At 53.0% G+C, this 17,584-nt stretch carries 18 protein-coding genes; 11 read left to right on the top strand and 7 right to left on the bottom strand.

What is annotated here, in order from left to right:
* Positions 1 to 171: 171 nt before the first annotated feature.
* Complete coding sequence (locus ACT2B1_RS19950) at positions 172 to 1,497, bottom strand: tetratricopeptide repeat protein (protein WP_481669245.1); 1,326 nt, start codon at positions 1,495 to 1,497, stop codon at positions 172 to 174.
* A 144-nt stretch (positions 1,498 to 1,641) separates the two neighbouring features.
* Here ACT2B1_RS19950 and ACT2B1_RS19945 point away from each other — a divergent pair, with 144 nt between their 5' ends.
* The 9 genes from ACT2B1_RS19945 to ACT2B1_RS19905 all read left to right on the top strand — a co-directional run bounded on the left by ACT2B1_RS19945 (position 1,642) and on the right by ACT2B1_RS19905 (position 11,262).
* Positions 1,642 to 1,950 (top strand): hypothetical protein, encoded by a 309-nt coding sequence (locus tag ACT2B1_RS19945; RefSeq protein ID WP_481669244.1) that lies wholly within the window; start codon positions 1,642 to 1,644, stop codon positions 1,948 to 1,950.
* 4 nt (positions 1,951 to 1,954) lie between these two features.
* Entirely contained in the window at positions 1,955 to 3,409 is a 1,455-nt protein-coding gene (gntH, locus tag ACT2B1_RS19940; protein ID WP_481669243.1) for a guanitoxin biosynthesis MBL fold metallo-hydrolase GntH, read from the top strand.
* Between the two features lie 38 nt (positions 3,410 to 3,447).
* On the top strand, positions 3,448 to 4,602 hold the full coding sequence (locus ACT2B1_RS19935; protein WP_481669242.1) for an HlyD family secretion protein: 1,155 nt from the start codon (positions 3,448 to 3,450) through the stop codon (positions 4,600 to 4,602).
* Between the two features lie 29 nt (positions 4,603 to 4,631).
* Positions 4,632 to 5,318 (top strand): ABC transporter ATP-binding protein, encoded by a 687-nt coding sequence (locus tag ACT2B1_RS19930; protein WP_481669241.1) that lies wholly within the window; start codon positions 4,632 to 4,634, stop codon positions 5,316 to 5,318.
* The gene (locus tag ACT2B1_RS19925; protein WP_481669240.1) at positions 5,318 to 6,811 is read left to right on the top strand and encodes an ABC transporter permease; all 1,494 of its coding nucleotides are present in this window, start codon (positions 5,318 to 5,320) and stop codon (positions 6,809 to 6,811) included. The genes ACT2B1_RS19930 and ACT2B1_RS19925 overlap by 1 nt, the downstream gene beginning before the upstream one ends.
* Before the next feature lie 18 nt (positions 6,812 to 6,829).
* Positions 6,830 to 7,483, top strand: coding sequence for a DUF3299 domain-containing protein (locus ACT2B1_RS19920; RefSeq protein ID WP_481669239.1), 654 nt, complete (start codon positions 6,830 to 6,832; stop codon positions 7,481 to 7,483).
* A 593-nt stretch (positions 7,484 to 8,076) separates the two neighbouring features.
* A complete protein-coding gene (locus tag ACT2B1_RS19915) occupies positions 8,077 to 8,781 on the top strand; it encodes an SDR family NAD(P)-dependent oxidoreductase (protein ID WP_282121521.1) in 705 nt (234 codons plus the stop codon).
* 343 nt (positions 8,782 to 9,124) lie between these two features.
* Complete coding sequence (locus tag ACT2B1_RS19910; RefSeq protein WP_282121520.1) at positions 9,125 to 10,138, top strand: GlxA family transcriptional regulator; 1,014 nt, start codon at positions 9,125 to 9,127, stop codon at positions 10,136 to 10,138.
* Between the two features lie 197 nt (positions 10,139 to 10,335).
* The gene (locus ACT2B1_RS19905; RefSeq protein WP_481669238.1) at positions 10,336 to 11,262 is read left to right on the top strand and encodes a DMT family transporter; all 927 of its coding nucleotides are present in this window, start codon (positions 10,336 to 10,338) and stop codon (positions 11,260 to 11,262) included.
* Between the two features lie 204 nt (positions 11,263 to 11,466).
* Here ACT2B1_RS19905 and ACT2B1_RS19900 read toward each other — a convergent pair whose 3' ends face one another.
* Together ACT2B1_RS19900 and ACT2B1_RS19895 are read right to left on the bottom strand one after the other, a co-directional pair.
* Positions 11,467 to 12,057 carry an isochorismatase family protein gene (locus tag ACT2B1_RS19900; protein ID WP_481669237.1) on the bottom strand — a complete coding sequence of 197 codons (591 nt, stop codon included), beginning with the start codon at positions 12,055 to 12,057 and terminating at the stop codon, positions 11,467 to 11,469.
* Positions 12,058 to 12,075: 18 nt separating this feature from the next.
* Positions 12,076 to 12,804 carry a pirin family protein gene (locus ACT2B1_RS19895; protein WP_481669236.1) on the bottom strand — a complete coding sequence of 243 codons (729 nt, stop codon included), beginning with the start codon at positions 12,802 to 12,804 and terminating at the stop codon, positions 12,076 to 12,078.
* Between the two features lie 90 nt (positions 12,805 to 12,894).
* Between ACT2B1_RS19895 and ACT2B1_RS19890 the strand changes: the two genes are divergently transcribed.
* The gene (locus ACT2B1_RS19890; protein WP_481669235.1) at positions 12,895 to 13,797 is read left to right on the top strand and encodes a LysR family transcriptional regulator; all 903 of its coding nucleotides are present in this window, start codon (positions 12,895 to 12,897) and stop codon (positions 13,795 to 13,797) included.
* Positions 13,798 to 14,022: 225 nt separating this feature from the next.
* On the opposite strand, the gene ACT2B1_RS19885 is transcribed toward ACT2B1_RS19890, so the two are convergent.
* Complete coding sequence (locus tag ACT2B1_RS19885) at positions 14,023 to 14,655, bottom strand: alpha/beta fold hydrolase (protein WP_481669234.1); 633 nt, start codon at positions 14,653 to 14,655, stop codon at positions 14,023 to 14,025.
* Positions 14,634 to 15,059, bottom strand: coding sequence for an acyl-CoA thioesterase (locus tag ACT2B1_RS19880; protein WP_299902285.1), 426 nt, complete (start codon positions 15,057 to 15,059; stop codon positions 14,634 to 14,636). The genes ACT2B1_RS19885 and ACT2B1_RS19880 overlap by 22 nt, the downstream gene beginning before the upstream one ends.
* 121 nt (positions 15,060 to 15,180) lie before the next feature.
* Between ACT2B1_RS19880 and ACT2B1_RS19875 the strand changes: the two genes are divergently transcribed.
* Complete coding sequence (locus ACT2B1_RS19875) at positions 15,181 to 15,399, top strand: tautomerase family protein (RefSeq protein ID WP_299902282.1); 219 nt, start codon at positions 15,181 to 15,183, stop codon at positions 15,397 to 15,399.
* A gap of 184 nt (positions 15,400 to 15,583) precedes the next feature.
* On the opposite strand, the gene ACT2B1_RS19870 is transcribed toward ACT2B1_RS19875, so the two are convergent.
* Together ACT2B1_RS19870 and ACT2B1_RS19865 are read right to left on the bottom strand one after the other, a co-directional pair.
* Positions 15,584 to 16,483: a hypothetical protein gene (locus ACT2B1_RS19870; protein ID WP_254449147.1), complete on the bottom strand. Its 900-nt coding sequence runs from the start codon at positions 16,481 to 16,483 to the stop codon at positions 15,584 to 15,586.
* 138 nt (positions 16,484 to 16,621) lie between these two features.
* Positions 16,622 to 17,143 carry a glutathione peroxidase gene (locus ACT2B1_RS19865; RefSeq protein WP_481669233.1) on the bottom strand — a complete coding sequence of 174 codons (522 nt, stop codon included), beginning with the start codon at positions 17,141 to 17,143 and terminating at the stop codon, positions 16,622 to 16,624.
* Positions 17,144 to 17,584 lie beyond the last annotated feature (441 nt).

Here is a 17,584-nt window from a genome sequence, read left to right as displayed (position 1 = left end):
ACTTGGCATTAGCGTCCGCTGTGCGGGACAAAGCTGCCGTTAGCTACAACAAATTCCGATGACCGCTTTCGGCGTACGTTAACACTACCAAGATATGTTCTCTTGTGTTGGCGGTAAAACACACTTTACGTACGTGGGCCTGTCTCCAACCATGGCTCAAAAAGGAATATCTTAAAACCGCCATCCCGCATCCGTTAAGGCTGAAATCACCTCTTCTGATAAGTCTGGACTGGAATAAAACACAGCTAGTACAAGATCTGGCCTGAACTCTGGCCAGGACTGTTTAAGTTGTTTTAGTGTTGCCTTTGCTTCTTCGAATTCACCCAAACTTTGATAGGCAGCCGCCAAATAAACCAAAGAGAGCGCGCTGACCGGGTCCCCATTGTCACTCGCAAATTTCAAAGACGCGATTGCTTCCCTAAACTCACCGATGTGAAAACTGGCAACCGCGTGAATGTTCCTGTGGGCAAACCGATGACTTCCTATCTCTCTGGGGTGGCTTGGGTCGCTGACGTCATACGCTTCTTCAAAGCGACCCATAACCAGTAGTATCACGCCGCGAAAGTCCAGAACGTTTCCGTCATTGGGTCGAAGCGACTGGGCGAGTGCTGAATATTCCAATGCTCTGACATAGTCGCGAGAAACGTAAGATACCCATGCCATTGCCGATTGGCTCCAGCCGTTTGAGGGCGCAATGTCCACAGCTTTCTGTGCCATTTGTCCTGAATTCAGTATCAGCGCGTCACGCTCTTCCTCGCCTCGCGTTAGTAGAGCCTGAGTTCCCAGACTATGGGCCAATCCGGCATATCCACAGTAAAAATCGGGAGCCTCATTTATTGCCATTCTAAAAATGTCGCTGGCCAGGATCTGGTTATCGATAGTTGCGATTGGAAAGAGCAGGCCCCGAGCTTGATCGCAGTAATTTGACGCCTGTACTGCAGCAGGTGATTTAGCGGATAGAGCCTGTCGCTCAAGTGAGCGCGCGGATGTCTTTGGGTTTAGATCAACAACCTGTTCCATGCGCCCGCCCAAGACGTAAGCAAGAGCAATGATCGCTATGGTGACAGCAGGGATGCCAATCAGCCAGGGTATTCCTGGCCTGAATGGCGTATGATCGACATTGCTCTGAATTGTACCAGACCGGTCCTCGAACCAAGGCGCGTAGCCGCCGCTATCAATGTGAATGCGCAGATCGTCTTCAGCACCTGCCGTTTCATAGTACTGCTGAAGTTTTCGCCGTAACCGCCCCGCATCCACACGAACAACGTTGATGTGGCCGTCATCACTGGCAAAACTCTTGAAGTAAACATCCTGAGCGATTGTTTTGCCAAGAATAGCCTCGGATCTACCCGCAATGGCCTCTTCGACGACGTAGCTCAGAAAATTCCGAAGGCGTTCCGCCTTGCCAAATATGTCACTCGCCAATACTTGGTCCAGCGCGTACTTCACACGGGTCGCGTGACGTTCCGGATCAAGGGTCAATTCTCTGTCGGGCATCTGAAACTTCAAGTTTCTCTGTATTTTCAACTCCATACTGTCAAATGAATATTTGAATGTCACCCTAATTTCACGGTGTAACCCTTCCGCGTTGCGCGATGTGCCCTCAGCCTGGTGCCCAGAGAGGGATTAGGCGCCAGGGCAATGACGGACATCAACTTACTAGAGCTCGCTTTTCCGGACCAAATCAGCCGCATCCGCGTCATGCGAAAAAACCATCGTGGATTCGAGGCACTTTGCGGTGACTTCGAGTTGCTATCAACCGAGTTGGAGAGGGCCCGGAAGGTCAATGAGCAGACGTCACCATGTCTGATCGATCCTGTCACCGAAAGCCTAGACGGGCTAGCCGAGGAAATCGCCGAGCATCTCTCTCGATTCACCAATTCAGAGGTTGTCCCGAAAGCCATTTCAGAAGTGGTTCCCATATTCACCCAGGCTCGAACAAAGGACTGAAAATATGCTGCAAGACAGACAGAGGAAGTCAATTAAGTCACTCAGCGCACTCGCCGTCGCAGCGACATTATTCGCCACAAGTGCGTTCGGTCAGGCTCCTCCGGTACAGGAGCCCTCATCCCAAGAAGATATTGAGGCCGCACTGACTGGCGGCGTCCCAATGGGACGTTGGAAAGAGGGTCTGACCTTTGAGGGCATCTCTCCTCAACCGTGGCTGAAAAGTGCGGCAAACTGGTTCCCACGCACCGAAGATGTACAGCCCAACGAGATGAGAATTATCTTCATGGGATCTGCTCCGTTCATTCGCCCTGGGCAAATGAATACGGCGATTCTTGTTGAGTTGGGTAACGGTAAGATTTTCATGTTTGACATTGGTGAGGGCTCACCAGCGAACATCATTGCCAGTGGATATGCACTGAATGAAATTACTGATGTATTCATCACGCACCTGCACGTAGACCACTTTGGTGGGTTGCCGTACCTGTGGATGTTCGGAACCTGGGCCGGTGGATGGCACGAGCAGTTGACGGTCCACGGTCCATCCGGCCGCACCAAAGAGTACGGCACCGCAACTATGGTAGAAGGCATGAAAATGATGACCGGCTGGCACCGGGATGCGTTCAGCGTCTTTCCCGTTGGCAAAGGTTGGGACATCGAAGTCAACGAATTTGATTTCCGTGACAATGGCGGCGTGATCTATGATGAAGACGGGGTCAAAGTCACACACTGGCAAAGAAGCCATGCCAAGGACGGTGCGTCTGGATACCGGATGGATTGGAATGGCATGTGCTTCATCTGGACAGGTGACGGTCGACCCAACATGATCGATATTCCTTTTGCCAAAGGCTGTGATGTCTTCGTCACGGAACAGCAGCAGGAAATCATCGAAATCTCATCCGGAGTTCAAGGCGTGCCGCCATTCCTCGGGCGTTATACCGTCGATACCCATCACACGCCCAGCTATGCGGCCGGCTACATTGCCAACCTAGTGCAACCCAGGCTTTTGATGAACACTCACATGAGCTATGACCCCTATCAGATCGAGGAAACCGTGGCGGAAATCCGAGAGCACTGGAAAGGCCCCTATCACTTTGGAGCGCCTGACGGGATCGTTGTGAACGTCACCAAAGATCAGATATGGGTTCGAGAAGGCATCTTACCCGAGTTCCCAAACTCACGAGCACCGCAGTTTGACTTTAGCAATGGTCAGTTGATCGTGCCGAAGCCACCCCATCGGCGCGAAGACATTCAAGAACCCTACGTGCGCGATATGGAGATCGATCCTAAGCTGTACTATCCCGAGGGATATCATCCTGAGCTGCTGACCGAGTGGCCAGTTGATGACGATCTTGTTGTTCCTCTGGAAGCGCTTCCCGAAAATCTGAAAGAGAGTATGGGCGCGGCGTGGCGCCATCGTGAAGCCAACCGCAAAGTGTTGGAAGAGCAAGGTGACAACTAAGTTATCATGACAAACAGGGCGATCACTCGTAAGTTCGGGTGGTCGTCCGAGCTTTTCTGGAAACATCACGAAGGAATGAAGTCTTGTTAATCGTACTTGGCCTCTACTTTGGAATAGTCTGGCTGGTCTTTTCCAAGTTTCACCTTCTCCCCTGGAATGGATTCTGGAAAACTCTGGTTTATGGTGTAGCTGCTGTTATCGCTCTGGTGGTCATCGGTGCGCTGAACCACACAACTCCGACTGGCCCGGTATCCATTCAGGGTGTTTCAACGAATATTGCTCCGAACGTGGCGGGCACGGTTACAGAAGTCGTTGTGGAGCCAAACCAGGAAATCGCAAAGGGCGAGACCCTATTCCGGATAGATAATGAAGTTTTCAAAGCCGAGGTTTCCCGGCTCGAAGCTGTTTTGGAAACTGCAAAGTCATCTGCCGACCAACTGGTATCAGATTTATCAGCTGCCGAGGCCGAGATTGAATCCCTGACTGCTCAGCTGACTTTCGGAATTCAGCGTCGTGATGACATCATCCGTTTGGAAGAACGCGGGGCATCAACCACGTTCCAACTGCAAGAAGCTGTATCAACCATCGACCAGTTGACCGCGAATATCCGCGCAGCAGAAGCCCGGAAGACAAGCCTTGAGCGGCGTATCGCCGCGAAGATCGACGGGCGTGACGCAGGTGTTGTGGAGGCCGAACAGACACTTGCGCAAGCTCTTTGGGATTTAGAGCAAACAGTTGTAAAAGCGCCGGGAAACGGCGTTGTCACGGCTGTATCACTACGGCCAGGTAACCGCGCCACTCCGCTACAAGGGGCAATAACTTTTGTCAAACCTGGGGACTATGCAGTAATTGCTACTCTGCCCCAATCTAGTCGCGCTAATGTTTCGGTCGGTGATGAAATCCGGCTTGCTTTTAGAACGGAACCCGGTGAAGAAATTACCGGCCGTATTTCCGATTTTCCGGTCGGAACTGTCGAAGGGACTGTTGATCTAAGATCAGGTCTTCCCTCATTGCGCGAACTAGCCGGGATATCCAGCTACATTGTATTGGTTGAACTACCTGCAGATGCAGACAGTAATTCCTTGCAATTTGGAACGTCAGGAACAGCTTTGGTCAAGACAGACAAAGCCGGAGCCATTGGTGTTTTGGCAGAGATCCTTTTCTGGATCACTAAAAAGCTCAATTATCTTTGAAAAACCAAGCCAAAGCATCTGTGCCATCAATGAAAACTGTAGAGCTCGAATCCTTGGTGTTTCGGTGGCCCGGACAATCTGACCCGGTTCTCTCAGTCGATAGCTTCGATCTTGAGGCCGGGGAAAGCGTGTTTATGAGAGGGCCCAGTGGCAGCGGAAAGACCACGTTGCTCTCGGCAATTGCTGGCGTGATCGATGTACCGCAAAGCGCGGTTCGCGTTGCAGGCACGGATGTCGGGGCTTTGGCCGGAGGTGATCGTGACCGTTTTCGCGTGGATCATTTGGGGATTGTTTTCCAGGTCTTTAATCTCTTGCCTTGGCTCAGTGCGCTTGAAAACACGTTGCTGCCCTGCCGGTTTTCAGCGCAACGGCGCAATCGGTCGGGGCCAGACCCCAAAGCTACCGCAACACGGTTGCTAAGTGAGCTGGGTCTCGAGGATGCTGAGCTGATCAATCGACCTGCCAGCGCACTGAGTGTTGGGCAGCAACAACGCGTTGCGGCGGCGCGTGCTCTGATAGGGGCGCCTGAAGTAGTTTTGGCGGATGAACCCACCTCGGCTTTGGATGAGGAAACCAAAGACTCGTTTGTCCAGCTGTTGCTGAAGGAATGTAAAGCATCAGGGGCGAGTTTGCTATTTGTCAGCCATGATCGCAGCCTGGAAAGACACTTCGATCGGAGCGTTGACTTGCCGATGCTGAACGCGTGCAAAACGTGATGTTCAATCTTTGTTTTAAAAGCCTTCTCAATCGCCGCTTTATCGCTGCGTTGACTGTTCTTAGCATTGCCTTGAGCGTGGCTTTGATTGTTGGGGTTGAACGGCTGCGAACTGAGGCACGAGCGGGTTTTGCCAAATCTGCATCAGGGATCGACCTGATCATTGCGGCACGCGGAAACGATGTGCAGATCCTGATGGCAACGGTTTTTGGTGTCGGCACAACTGGCGCTGGTATCAGCTGGGACAGCTACGAGATGATCGAAGATCTGCCCCAGATAAGCTGGACAGTGCCGATCATGATGGGTGACAACCATCGTGGATATCCTGTGATCGGAACGTCCGAGCAATATTTTGATCACTTTCGTCATAGTGGCGGCCAGCAACTGAAATTCGCTGAAGGTGTTCCGTTTCAGTCTCCAGATGGCGCAGTGATTGGAGCAAAGGTTGCTCAGGCTTTCGGGTACACGTCAGGTACTGAAATCGTGAATGCCCATGGCTCAGGGGAAGTCGCCTTTGATGTCCACGACGAAGCGCCTTTCACAGTGACCGGCGTGCTGGGACATACCGGGACGGCCGTTGACCGAATGGTTTTTGTCTCGCTCGAGGGTTTTGACGCCTTACACGAAGAACCGGCAGTAGCGGTTGCGGACCCGTTCGTTTTGGTCGATGCACCTGAAGTCGCCGAAGAACACGAAGACCATTCCACCGAGCATTCCCATAATGAAGATCACGCGGACAGCGAATTTGCGGACGGGCATGTGGATCACGGCGACGGCCATGGACAAGACGATGACTATGCGGAGCACGGCGAGCCTTACGAGCACGAAGAAGGGCATCAGGAACATGACGACAGTCATACCCACGAAAGCGACCATGAAGACGAGGTGGAAGCTTTCAGGACCTCTGGCGGGCACGATCACGGTGGCGATTATCATGAACCGGGGACCATCAACGCGATTTTTGCCGGGCTGGAGGAGAAAACGGCGGTGCTTTCAGTTCAACGGCAACTTGCAGACCATCGCGACGAGGCACTGACTGCTGTTCTCCCTAATGTCGCGCTGTTGCAACTTTGGTCGATTACCAGCACTGCCGAGACTGCGCTGCGTCTGATGGCAGGCGCTGTGGCAGTGGCTGGAATGATTGGCATGGTGGTCATGTTGTCTGCTTCGCTCGACAACCGGCGGCGTGAATTTGCGATCCTTCGATCCGTGGGCGCAACACCAGCCGGCGTTTTTTCCCTGATCTTGCTTGAAGCCGTTTTATTGTTGTCGGCCGGCATCGTGCTTGGAGTAATCGCGCTCAGCGCTCTCACGCTCGTGATAGATCCGGTTCTCGCTGCAAATTTTGGGCTTCGCATCGGTGTTGGCCTGCCAAGCATTCGCGAGGTTCTTCTCATAGCCATCGTTTTCTGCTCTGGTCTTCTTGCCAGTATTATACCTGCGCTAAGGGTGTACCGAATGACGCTATCAGACGGGCTGTCGGTGCGGCTTTAAATAAGAGGACCCGCTGAAATGAAGACCATTACGCAATTTCTGAATATCTTATTCGCCCTTGCGATTGCGGGGCCTCTTCTTGCAGCGGATCCGCGCAACATAAGTTGGCAAGATCTCCTTCCTGAAGAGCAGCCTTACCAGGATCCATTTGCCACCCTAGAATATTCTCAGATCAATGCGTTGGCCATGCTTTACCGGATTGAGGTTCTGCATGCGGACACTGCGGATGACGAGAAGCGTGCCGAAGCGGTTCAGATCCGCGAAGATCTTGTATCTCAAGGTCTTGACCCAGATTGGTTGTTTGAACAACGCGAAATTGTGATGAACCAACGGTTGATTGCCTCGCGCGAACCGAATCTTGATCTTTTGGGGGAGAACGTGCGTCTTCCTGGCTATCTCCTTCCCCTGGATATTGTCGACCAGAAGGCGGTCGAATTCCTTCTGGTTCCGACAGTTGGAGCCTGCATCCACACACCACCACCTCCAGCCAATCAGATGGTTTACGTGCGATACGAACAAGGCTTCGAAATCGACGAGTTATATAAGCCAGTCTGGATAAGCGGGGAAATGCGGGCACTGAGCAGGTCCCAGTCACTCAATTACGTGGACGGCCAGGCAAATATCGAAACCTCATATGCGATGGATGCGCTGTCGGTAGAAATCTATGACTGATCAGTCAGACTAGAGGTCCGTTCTATGGCTTCACCGGGATAAATCTTTGCACCGCACCCCTGTATCAGGATCTTTGGTTCGTGCAGATGTGACGCTGCAAATCTCTTCTGGAGCTCCTTGATGATCAATACGGCGATTTTTTTGTCAAGATCCGCCATTTTGTGACCACACCAATCCGCGCGCATGGGTTTCACAAGTACACCCGGCAACGCTCGCTGGTTAATCAGCTTATCATAAGTAGCGAGAACTCTTTTTCATTGCTCTTGATCGATCATGTTGTCTTTTTGACTTATTGATCAGAGTTCTTAATCGACTCGCATACCGCGCTTGTAAGCCGCCTTTCATGCGTGTCGCGGCATCCGTTAGTTCGGGCTCAAAGCAGCCGTTCGCTGCGCAGTGCATCAATAACCGCTTTGCGGGACAAATTTGCCGTTGGCTCAATCGTTTCTGAGGACCGATCTCAGCCCAAACCCGACATTCAAAACAAGCCTTTGCAATTCTGGCTTTGCGAACTTTGCTGTCCCTCATCAAACGAACCAAAAGAGTTTTGTGCTACGATTGCAGAGAGACGAAAGCTGTAAGGAGAAGAGGTCATGGATGGCAAGGTTTGCGTCATCATCGGTTTTGGCCCTGGATTGGGCGCCGCATACGCTGAGATTTTCAAGCATGCCGGTTACTCTCTCGCACTGCTGAGCCGTTCGGGCGCCACAATCGGTGACGAGGGTTCAACTGATACGTCAGTTCGATTCTACAGATGCGACGCCGGAGACCCGGATAGCTTGAAAAAAGCGCTTACCGCAGTCCAGAGCGACCTAGGGGAAATTGATGTCGTTATTTACAACGCAGACCTCGCACAGTTTGGAACGCTTGAAGACGTTTCGGAGATCGAGTTCGAGCAGAGCTGGCGCGTAGGGGCTCTTGGTCTTTTTGCCACCGCAAAGCTTCTAGGACCTCAGATGTCCGAACGTGGTTCCGGTGTGATCATCGTTTCGGGCGCGACCGCTGCACTTCGTGGGAACGTTTGGACGACGGTATTTGCTCCTTCAAAGTCTGCCCAACGTACGCTGGCAAATGCACTGGCCAAGCAGCTCGGCCCGCGGGGCATACATGTGGCGTATCTCGTTATCGACGGTGTGATCGACACCGAGGACACACGGACGAACTTTGCTCCAGATGAACCCGACGACTTCTTTATCAAGCCAGAGCGGATTGCGGAGACGGCTCTGATGTTGGCCCGACAAGACAAGTCGGCTTGGACATTCGAGCTCGACATTCGACCCTTCGGAGAAAAGTGGTAGCTCTCTGACAACCCGAAGTTGACATCGAAATTGCTCAAACTAACGGTCTCTCACCAGTGAACAGCCTGGTCCAATATAGATCACCGATTTCCACATCTCTTCCGTCACTTTGCAGTTGTCGGTTCCTCTTCCTTGGTCATCTGTTCGGCTAAGTTTTCCGAGCGCTAGTCTCCTCAAAAAGATCGGCTTTTCACGGTCAAAAAATAATCTCCAAACTGCTTTCATCATCGCTAACACCTCCAGCGAACTTCGTGCCTTTGAAGACTGCACGACATTTTTCGTTTTGCGTGAGTGGCGGAACGGCTAATAAGGGGGCAAATTCACCACTTTGGGAATTTTGCCGATGCCATATTCGGTTCAAATCGTTGCCACCCCAGAAACCAGCGCCTCCAGCGTGTTTGGCCTGTACGACACTTTGGTGGCCGCTGGGCGGGACTGGGAACATTTAGTGAGCGGCGAGGAGCCTATGCCGGTGTTTGACGTCAGTCTCGTTGGCCCGAACATTGAAGGGTTTCGTTGCGGAAGTGGCATATGGATCGTGCCAGACCAGACATTTAAGAACGCAGACGACGCTGATATTATTGTCGTACCTGGACTGACACTTTCACCGCACGACCGGCTCGACCCCGAACTACATCCTTGTTTAGCGTGGCTTGCTAAGCGCGACTTGGCCAAGACGCGTATCGTGTCAGCCTGTACAGGGGCGGTCTATTTGGCGGAAATAGGTATTTTGGATGGGGTTGAAGCGACCACACATTGGGCTTGGGAAGGCCTTTTTCGAAGGCTCTATCCGAATGTGCGGCTCCGCATCGACCGCGGCCTTTGCTTTGCCGATGCGTCCCGCGGACCCGTTACGTCGGGTGGGACAACCGGGTGGCAGGAACTCGCAACGTTCCTGATCGCGCATTACGGCGGCACGCAAAAGGCGGTGCGGGCAGCAAAAGTCTGGCTTATGGCCAACCGCGGAGAACTTCAGTCACCATTCAGTTCAATGATCACTACGGCACCTCATGCTGACGCCATAATCTCACAGGCTCAGTTATGGATTTCCGACAATTACTCCGTCGATAACCCAGTCGCAGAAATGGCTAAACGTTCCGGGTTGTCGCCAACTACGTTTGCACGACGCTTTCGCAAAGCAACGAGTAAGTCACCGCAAGATTACGTTTTGGCGCTGCGAATTGAAGAAGCCCGCCAGTTGCTTGAAACTACCGACTGCTCCGTGGTGGAGGTCGGAGAAGCAGTCGGATATGCCGATACGCCTTCGTTTAGGAGGTTGTTCAAACGAAAGACAGGACTGACTCCTGTCGAGCACCGCAAAATGTTCGGCCTGTCTCGGTTCTCAAACTACTCCTGATGGACGGTGTTTAAGATTGGCAATCCTATTGATCGCTTAGGGCTCGGTGTCGCCTTTCACGGCCTTACACATAAGTGACTGCTCGCAGCCCGAAGCGGGCATTCTCAACTAGGCTTTGCATTCTCTTAGATGCGGACAAAGCTGTCGTTCTTCGAATCTCTAAAGACGAAATAGAAAATGCGTGATAACTCCAGATTATGGCAACGACATCTGCGCGAAATCGACCGTCCATCCCTTACGCACTTGCAGTTTTTGGTGTTCTTTTTGCTTCAATCTGTTTCGGACTGGTTCCCTATTTCAGCCGCAGCCTGACCGAACAGGGCGTCGCACCCTATGCAGTCGCATTCTACCGCTACATTGTTGCGGCGATTCTTCTGCTTCCTGTTCTCATTTTGCACCGAAAAGAATGGCGAGTGATCACTTGGGGCCTTTCAGCTGGAGCCGTAATGGGGCTTGGATGGATCGGGTATGTTACGGCGCTGGAGAAGTTGCCCGCATCGACAGTGGGTGTGCTTTACATGACCTATCCAGTATTCACTCTGATCATTGCTTGGGCCGTGTTCGCTGATGCACCAACGAGGCGCGCATTGTTGGCCTCTGGTCTGATTGTGGTGGCAGCCGTCATTGCTGGCTCGCCCGCATCAGTGCATGCGGAGCACCTACCAACTCTGCTGCTATCCCTTGCTGCTCCATTTGGGTTTGGCTTCGGAATCTGCGTCCTCGTACACAGGTTGTCACGGATTGCGCCATTGGCACGCATCGCGTCAGTTTCTCTGGGGTCTGTACTGGGCCTTGCGCCGCTCATCCTTGGCGCTCAAGTTGGAGAGCTGCTCCCGGGGGAACAATCCGATTGGCTTCTCATTGTTGGTATTGGATTTGTCACCGCGTTCGTGCCCCAACTTATCTATACGATTTGCTCACCCGTAATTGGGGCTTCTCAAACTGCGGTGGTCGGAAGCATAGAGTTACCCACGATGTTTGCTGTTGGATTTCTAGCCTTTGGCGAAACCATTACTTTACCTCAAGCCTTGGCATGTGCGTTAGTTCTGGGTGCAATCGCGATCACTAGAAGCCGCAAGACGCACACAGTATCTGCCGTTCTCGCGAAATCGCCGAAGCAGTAGTACCGGGCTCAGATTTACCATTTTCTACAGTCAGTTTGATAGACTGGTGGCAGCCCAATCCGGACCTTCGCAACTAGACTTTGCAGTTTCCTGCGCAAAGAAAAGGTCATTTGCTACTTCATTCTGAACGGCATTCGAACGCGAATAGCTGCCGCCCTGTGATAGGGCGGCAGCTCCCGTATCGTTTGTGACGGATCGGAGAGTTTATCCGCGGCTCAGGATTTCCTCACCAAGGATCTGCATGATTTTCTGGCCGGTCTCGCTAGCCCAATTGACCGCAAGCTCTGCCAGCAGCGCGCTGGTTGTGGTGAGGTCGACACCGCCGCGCTCCATCTTCCGGAACGCCATCTCATCCGTCAGCGCAGTCGGGGAACCGGAGGCATCGACCACAGCGGTCACAGCAAAGCCTTCGTCGGCGGCGCTGATTGCGGGCGGGGCAAGGCACACGTCGGTGGTGATGCCTGCCATGATGAAATGCTTGCGTCCGGTGTTGCGGCAGGCATCTGCAAAGGCGCTGTCATACCAGCAGTTCACTACGCCGGGGCGTTTGATACGCGCGGCGAAGGCATCTGGCGCGATCTCTTCCAGTGTGGGCATCAGCGGCCCCTGCATGTTGTCTTCCATGCTGGAGGTCAACACCAGCGGCATGCCAAGCTCGGTCGCCGTCCGCGCGAGGGCGCGGGTGTTAGCTTCGATCAGATCGCGGTCAACGGATTTTGCCCAATTCATTGTGCCGACCTGATGGTCGATCAGAACGATGGCTGCGTTGTCGGGGGTCGTTTTCGGGGAGGTCATGTTGATGTCCTTTTCTGGTTAAGAGATTTCGGAAGCGGGCAGATCGAAGATCAGGAGTTCGGCTTCGGCTGAGACCGTAATCTCCAGGTTTCCGGAGCGGAGCAGTCCCAGCCCATCTCCTTTGCCAAGGGGGAAGCCAGTAACAGTTGCCTCGCCTTCGATCATAAAGATGTAGAGGCTGCGATCAGGGCTGTGCGGATTGAAACTCAGCACGCCGTGGCGGTCCATTTTGCCGTAACTGAGACGCACTTCCTGCTGTACAACAAGGGAGCCTTCGGCACCGTCGGGCGACAGCACCAGCTGGAACCGATTGGTGTGGTCCGCGGTTTCCAGCTCTTTGCTGGAATAAGCCGGCGCCAACCCTTCGAATTGCGGCTCGAACCAGATTTGCAGAGCTCGCATCGGCATTGTCCGCGAGTTGTTCACTTCGTTGTGGAGGATACCGGTGCCAGCGGAGATCACCTGAAGGCCCTTCGCTTTTACAGTGCCGTTGTGAACGGGCACCACCGGATCGATATGTGACACCTCTCCGTCTACCATGAAGGTAACCACCTCGACATCCTGATGCGGATGCAGGCCAAATCCCTTGGCGCCGGGGGACAGCGTGCCGTCATCGATTGTGATCAGCGGGCCGAACCTGCGCCGCCCTGCTTCCAGATGCGGCTTAAACGACATATACGCTTGCATGAAGCCGAAGTCCTTGAACTCTCGTGTCGCGGCGGGGTGGTAGACCGTATCTGTCTGCATTTCTCATATCCTGGCCTGTTCGCTGGGACAGAATTTAGGGACTCCATTCGTTCTGGAAAATGATCCCTTTGTTAACTACTGTTCGTAATTATGAACGATAGATTCTATTCCTGCGCCAAGGCCCTGGTGGCTACTGTTCGTGCTGGCTCGATGAGTGCAGCAGCGGCAGAGCTGAACACCACGAAATCATCGATCAGTCAGAAGCTTGCGCTGTTCGAAGCTGAATTGGGGCTGGTATTGCTGGACCGGTCAGGTCGGGCGGTGACCCCGACCTCAGCCGGGCGCAGAATATTCGAGATCTGCACGGTGCCTGTTGACGCAGCGCTTGAGGCAGAGGCAGAGCTTGGCTTCGCCAGAGGCGGGAAGATTGCTGGTCGAGTGTCGGTCTCGGGCCCCAATAGCCTGCTTGGCACCGTATTTGTCCCGCTCCTGACTGGGCTTCAATCCCGCTATCCAAATGTCGAACTTGAGCTTCATGCAGACGATTCCAGGTCGGATTTTGCGACAGAAGACATCGATCTGGCATTCAGGACCGGCCCCGCCGATAAAGGACGGTTCATCTCGGCAGCCTTACCGCCAGCGCAGCGGGCACCTTACGCGAGCCCGCTGCTATTGGAGCGGATGAGAACCGTCAACCAGCCTGCTGATTTACTCTCGGTGTCATGCGTTTTGCGCACACAAGAATCAGGCAAATGGCTATTCAAGAACGAAGCAGGTCAAAGTGAGGCCGTTGCGCCGCCCGTCGGCTTGCGAGTCAATACGATGGAGCTCGCAATTACAGCAGTTTTAACGGGGCATGCAGTTGCCATGCTGCCCACATTGCTGGCGCAACAGGATGAACGCGCTGGCAACCTCGTGCGCCTTCTTCCTGAATGGTCTACCGAACCAGTTCCCCTGAATTTACTTTGCCGCCTTGAACGCTTGGCCGCTCCGCAGGTCGCTGCGGTTCGGCAATACGTTATGGAGGCACTAAAATCCGCACATCTGTTGTAGCCAGTCAATCTCGACTGAGCTGTATGACGGTACGTGGAATCCACTTAGCTCAAATCAACAAGCCGCTAAAAATTTAATGGTGCGAGACCTCCTGGTTGACGTATTGATGTGCAACATCTTCCCCGAAGCGGTGGTTGAAGTAGGACAATCGGGAAGGAAGCAATAACCATTCTTATACGGGCGATTTCGCTGTCTGCCCACTCGTGCAAGAATCGACGGCCACGTTCAAATTGCGGACATTAGAATTCGGACCAAGTCTTCAGGCCTATCGATCATCACGTAGTGCCCGAATGGCACCGAAATTGCTGTCCACCCCGACTGATGCTGGTATCGCTCAAAAAACGGTTGGCCAAGCCCTGGGACCCAGCCGGTGGCATAGATGTAGGTCCGCTTTAACACCTTGGCTCCGCCGCTCACCAGTTGAATCGGTTGCTCAAATGTCTTGATTGGTTGGGCGACATTTCGGCGGTCCACCCACGCACAGTCTGCTCCATTCACCGAAAAAGCCTCCGCTGGGCCCGGCGCGACTTTGCCATCGACGTCGCTATCACGAAGCCCTGCCGCGATATCCGCAGGCAAAACGTCCAAGGCCGCCTGCCCATCGTCCGGCACGAGCGCATCGAGGTACACAAGTGAGCGAATGTGGTCGGGCGCTCTATCCGCAACTCCGGTGACAACCATGCCGCCATAGCTATGACCGCACAAAACAATGTCGGAGAGTTCTTCGCACGTGATCACTCCCAGGACATCCTCGATATGCATGGCCAGATCGGTTTCGTCACTCACGAGGTGCGCACGTTCACCCAACCCTGTCAGTGTCGGGACTTTCTGGTCATTCAGGTTGGGTTCTCCAACCATTTGGTTGCACGTTCGCGAACATCGTCGGGTATCTCTGTAGCTTGGCGGGTCTCGAGGCTTAGCAGTACGCACTTGAATTCGGTTTCAAACGCCATCTTGTTGCCGTCAGCTCGAAAAAGCCGATGTCTAAAGGTCATGGATTTAGAGCCAATCGCTAAAACTTCCGTCTCCAGCCGTATCGAGTCGCCAGCGGTAAGCTCTGCGCGGAAATCGCTTTGTGCGTTGACTACAGCGAATGAAACCCGGCGTCCCGTTCGCATATCGTTTGCGGTTAACCCCATTTCAGATTGAATGGCTAGTACACCGTCGGAACATGCGGCGAAGTACCTCGAAACATTCATATGTCCAAGAAAATCGCAATCCGTTGGATCAACGACCGAGCGAAATGAAACCATTGCTGACATGTGGATGCTCCTCTCGAACTGCGTTGGTTTCTTACTAGAATGGGCATTGCATGTCATCTTGTGGAACAATCGGCCGAGTATAGATCAGCATTTTGGTAAGTCTTGTGAAATGGAGTGTGCGATGCCCTCAATTGAAATTCAGGTGCTTGAAGGCGTGTTTTCGGCAGAAGAAAAAGGCAGGATAATACAAAATGTCACCAAGGCCTTTGGAGAAGTCGCCGGGCAAACAATACAAAATGGAACGTCTGTCCGGTTGCTAGAAGTGAGCAGCGGCTCATGGGGTTACGCGGGAAACATTCTAACAACAAAAGACGCTTTGGAGATGCGCGCCCGTGGTTGACAAAGCATCTTAGGACCGGGTCAGTTTTCGGCAGCTTTGGGCTCACAGTGGTCATCTGACAGTTTTTGTTGGGCATATGAGCTGTCCCGACCTGGTCAACGGCGGCAGTGCGGACAAAGCAGTGGTTCAGCTCAGACGCGAGAAAACCTCCCCACACATATGGCAAACTGGCTCGATGCCGTGATCAGAACCTGACCCTAACCGCCAGCCCAACCAATGGTGCAGTGTCATACCTTTGCCGACTGATTTCTACTCCGTTCGCATCATCTAAAGTCAGGCGGCCATCAAATTCTGCGCCCGCAAACACGCTCATTGAAACCCCAGGATTCGGATTGTACCCAAGAGAAAGAACTACAGGGATACTCTTATCTTCACCCACCCCATCCGGGGCGAGGCCATCCCCATCTAACCTGAAACGAATTCTCTCTGAGCGTGCGGTCAACGAAAGGTCGATAGCCTCATTTAGAGCGTAGCTCAGCGACAACCCGGGGCCTTGCGTTGCTCCGACACCAGAGCCAGTGTTCAAATTCCAGCGGTCATTTATGTCCCAGTCGATAAGCAGAGCCGGAAAAAAATCAGTACCGCTTTCGTCAAATTCAGAAAACGCGCCAAAGGCCGGACCTATCGTTAGGCGCTCGTTCAGTTGCCATGCAATACCTGCAAAAACACCGTAGGTTCTACCGTCAGATGAGGAGGCCCCGCTTTGGTAGTCCCACCTGATCTGTGGCGAAACAAAAACCGTTGTTGTATCCCCCACACGAAACCGGACAGGAACAGCTACGCGAAGGTCCCGGATGTTTTCCCAAGGCTGGTTGTTAGATTGGCTGAAATTATAATCCAGCTTGCCAAAGCTGGTGGAAAGCCCAACGCTGCTTCCGCCTTCTAGATTGTAAAGTGCGGTAGCACGTAGAAACGCTCGACTTGCAGAGAACTTCCCACCGCCACTCAAATCCGCATCCCCTTGAAACGCGGCAAGCCCATCAACCTGATACGCCCATCCTAACCGAGGCTGGGCAGCCGACGGAAACGCGGTGAACCCAAGAAAAACAAATCCAAAGCAGCACGTTAGAAGAAGGTTTTTCATCTGACATTTTCCACGTGAGACTGGTTTCCTTTTGGGATGCCATTGCTCGACGAGCGGTTCAAGTCCGATACCCGCACAATCATCTGGGTGCTTGCGTTTTGTGACGAATGGGTAGTGTGATCCGTCTGGAGCGGTTTTTCATGGCAGGAGTTCCTCGATCTTGTTCGTAATGGACGCCGAAAGCGGATCAACGGTTGACCTGTAGGTTTCTACGACTGTGCCATCGGGGCCGATCAAGACCTTGTTGAAATTCCACCTTGGCATGAATCCTTCCTCCTCTTTCAAGGACCGGAAGAAAGGGTGAGCGTCAGGGCCGGTCACGTGTGTTATCACGCTCATCGGCAAATCGATTCCGTATTGCAGTTCGCAGAAATCGCGCACTTCGTCGTTGGTGGCCAGTTCTTGCTTGAAGTCATCCGAAGGGACCACGACAACAACCAATCCGCGGTTGCGATACCTATCATAAAGGTCTTGAAGCCCCCGGTATTGACGGGTGAACGCGCATTGGGATGCCGTATTGACAACTAGAACCGGTTGACCGTTCCAATCTGACAAAGACAAGGTTCCCCCGTCAATCGAGTCAAACTTCGCGTCAAGTTCAAGGGCGCGCACTTGTTCGCCTAGCAATAGCAAGCCGCAAAGCACAATTATCCGTAACATTCCACACCTCCATTTTCATAGTTGGATACGGAAGAACAATGCGGACGGATTTCATTTTGTGGACATAGCGCGCGGGCCGCGTGCAACTGCCGGCGGTCGCAACTCAGAGATAGAAAATTGGGGAAGTTCGAAAGCTCAATTCAGGCCCATTTTCAAAAATTATCTTGTTCCTCAGTGGCAACGTCAAAATGGCTTTACCCGAATATATTTGAAATCGGTCGTCGCTGGGACGCAGAAAATCATACCAGAACTAGTAATGCACTCGGCACTTTGCGAAGCGCAATACTGTAATTTGAACCTCTGTACTTTGAACTTCCGCGCTACGACGGGCTTTAGACACAATAAAGAAGAAGACGTTTTCTGCAGGCTAAACAACAACGCCTGCATTGCTGACGTGGTCGCTTTCAATACCGGGCAGATATCTACCCGTGGATCAACGCT

It is taken from the genome of Ruegeria sp. S263 (assembly GCF_056780525.1).
This window is presented reverse-complemented; position numbering and strand designations above follow the sequence as displayed.

Bases quoted from the DNA above. Each gene is read 5' to 3' on its own strand.
- ACT2B1_RS19950 (WP_481669245.1), bottom strand. From the start codon at position 1,497: ATGCCCGACAGAGAATTGACCCTTGATCCGGAACGTCACGCGACCCGT.
- ACT2B1_RS19945 (WP_481669244.1), top strand. From the start codon at position 1,642: ATGACGGACATCAACTTACTAGAGCTCGCTTTTCCGGACCAAATCAGC.
- gntH (WP_481669243.1), top strand. From the start codon at position 1,955: ATGCTGCAAGACAGACAGAGGAAGTCAATTAAGTCACTCAGCGCACTC.
- ACT2B1_RS19930 (WP_481669241.1), top strand. From the start codon at position 4,632: ATGAAAACTGTAGAGCTCGAATCCTTGGTGTTTCGGTGGCCCGGACAA.
- ACT2B1_RS19925 (WP_481669240.1), top strand. From the start codon at position 5,318: ATGTTCAATCTTTGTTTTAAAAGCCTTCTCAATCGCCGCTTTATCGCT.
- ACT2B1_RS19920 (WP_481669239.1), top strand. From the start codon at position 6,830: ATGAAGACCATTACGCAATTTCTGAATATCTTATTCGCCCTTGCGATT.
- ACT2B1_RS19915 (WP_282121521.1), top strand. From the start codon at position 8,077: ATGGATGGCAAGGTTTGCGTCATCATCGGTTTTGGCCCTGGATTGGGC.
- ACT2B1_RS19910 (WP_282121520.1), top strand. From the start codon at position 9,125: ATGCCATATTCGGTTCAAATCGTTGCCACCCCAGAAACCAGCGCCTCC.
- ACT2B1_RS19905 (WP_481669238.1), top strand. From the start codon at position 10,336: ATGGCAACGACATCTGCGCGAAATCGACCGTCCATCCCTTACGCACTT.
- ACT2B1_RS19900 (WP_481669237.1), bottom strand. From the start codon at position 12,057: ATGACCTCCCCGAAAACGACCCCCGACAACGCAGCCATCGTTCTGATC.
- ACT2B1_RS19895 (WP_481669236.1), bottom strand. From the start codon at position 12,804: ATGCAGACAGATACGGTCTACCACCCCGCCGCGACACGAGAGTTCAAG.
- ACT2B1_RS19890 (WP_481669235.1), top strand. From the start codon at position 12,895: ATGAACGATAGATTCTATTCCTGCGCCAAGGCCCTGGTGGCTACTGTT.
- ACT2B1_RS19885 (WP_481669234.1), bottom strand. From the start codon at position 14,655: ATGGTTGGAGAACCCAACCTGAATGACCAGAAAGTCCCGACACTGACA.
- ACT2B1_RS19880 (WP_299902285.1), bottom strand. From the start codon at position 15,059: ATGTCAGCAATGGTTTCATTTCGCTCGGTCGTTGATCCAACGGATTGC.
- ACT2B1_RS19875 (WP_299902282.1), top strand. From the start codon at position 15,181: ATGCCCTCAATTGAAATTCAGGTGCTTGAAGGCGTGTTTTCGGCAGAA.
- ACT2B1_RS19870 (WP_254449147.1), bottom strand. From the start codon at position 16,483: ATGAAAAACCTTCTTCTAACGTGCTGCTTTGGATTTGTTTTTCTTGGG.
- ACT2B1_RS19865 (WP_481669233.1), bottom strand. From the start codon at position 17,143: ATGTTACGGATAATTGTGCTTTGCGGCTTGCTATTGCTAGGCGAACAA.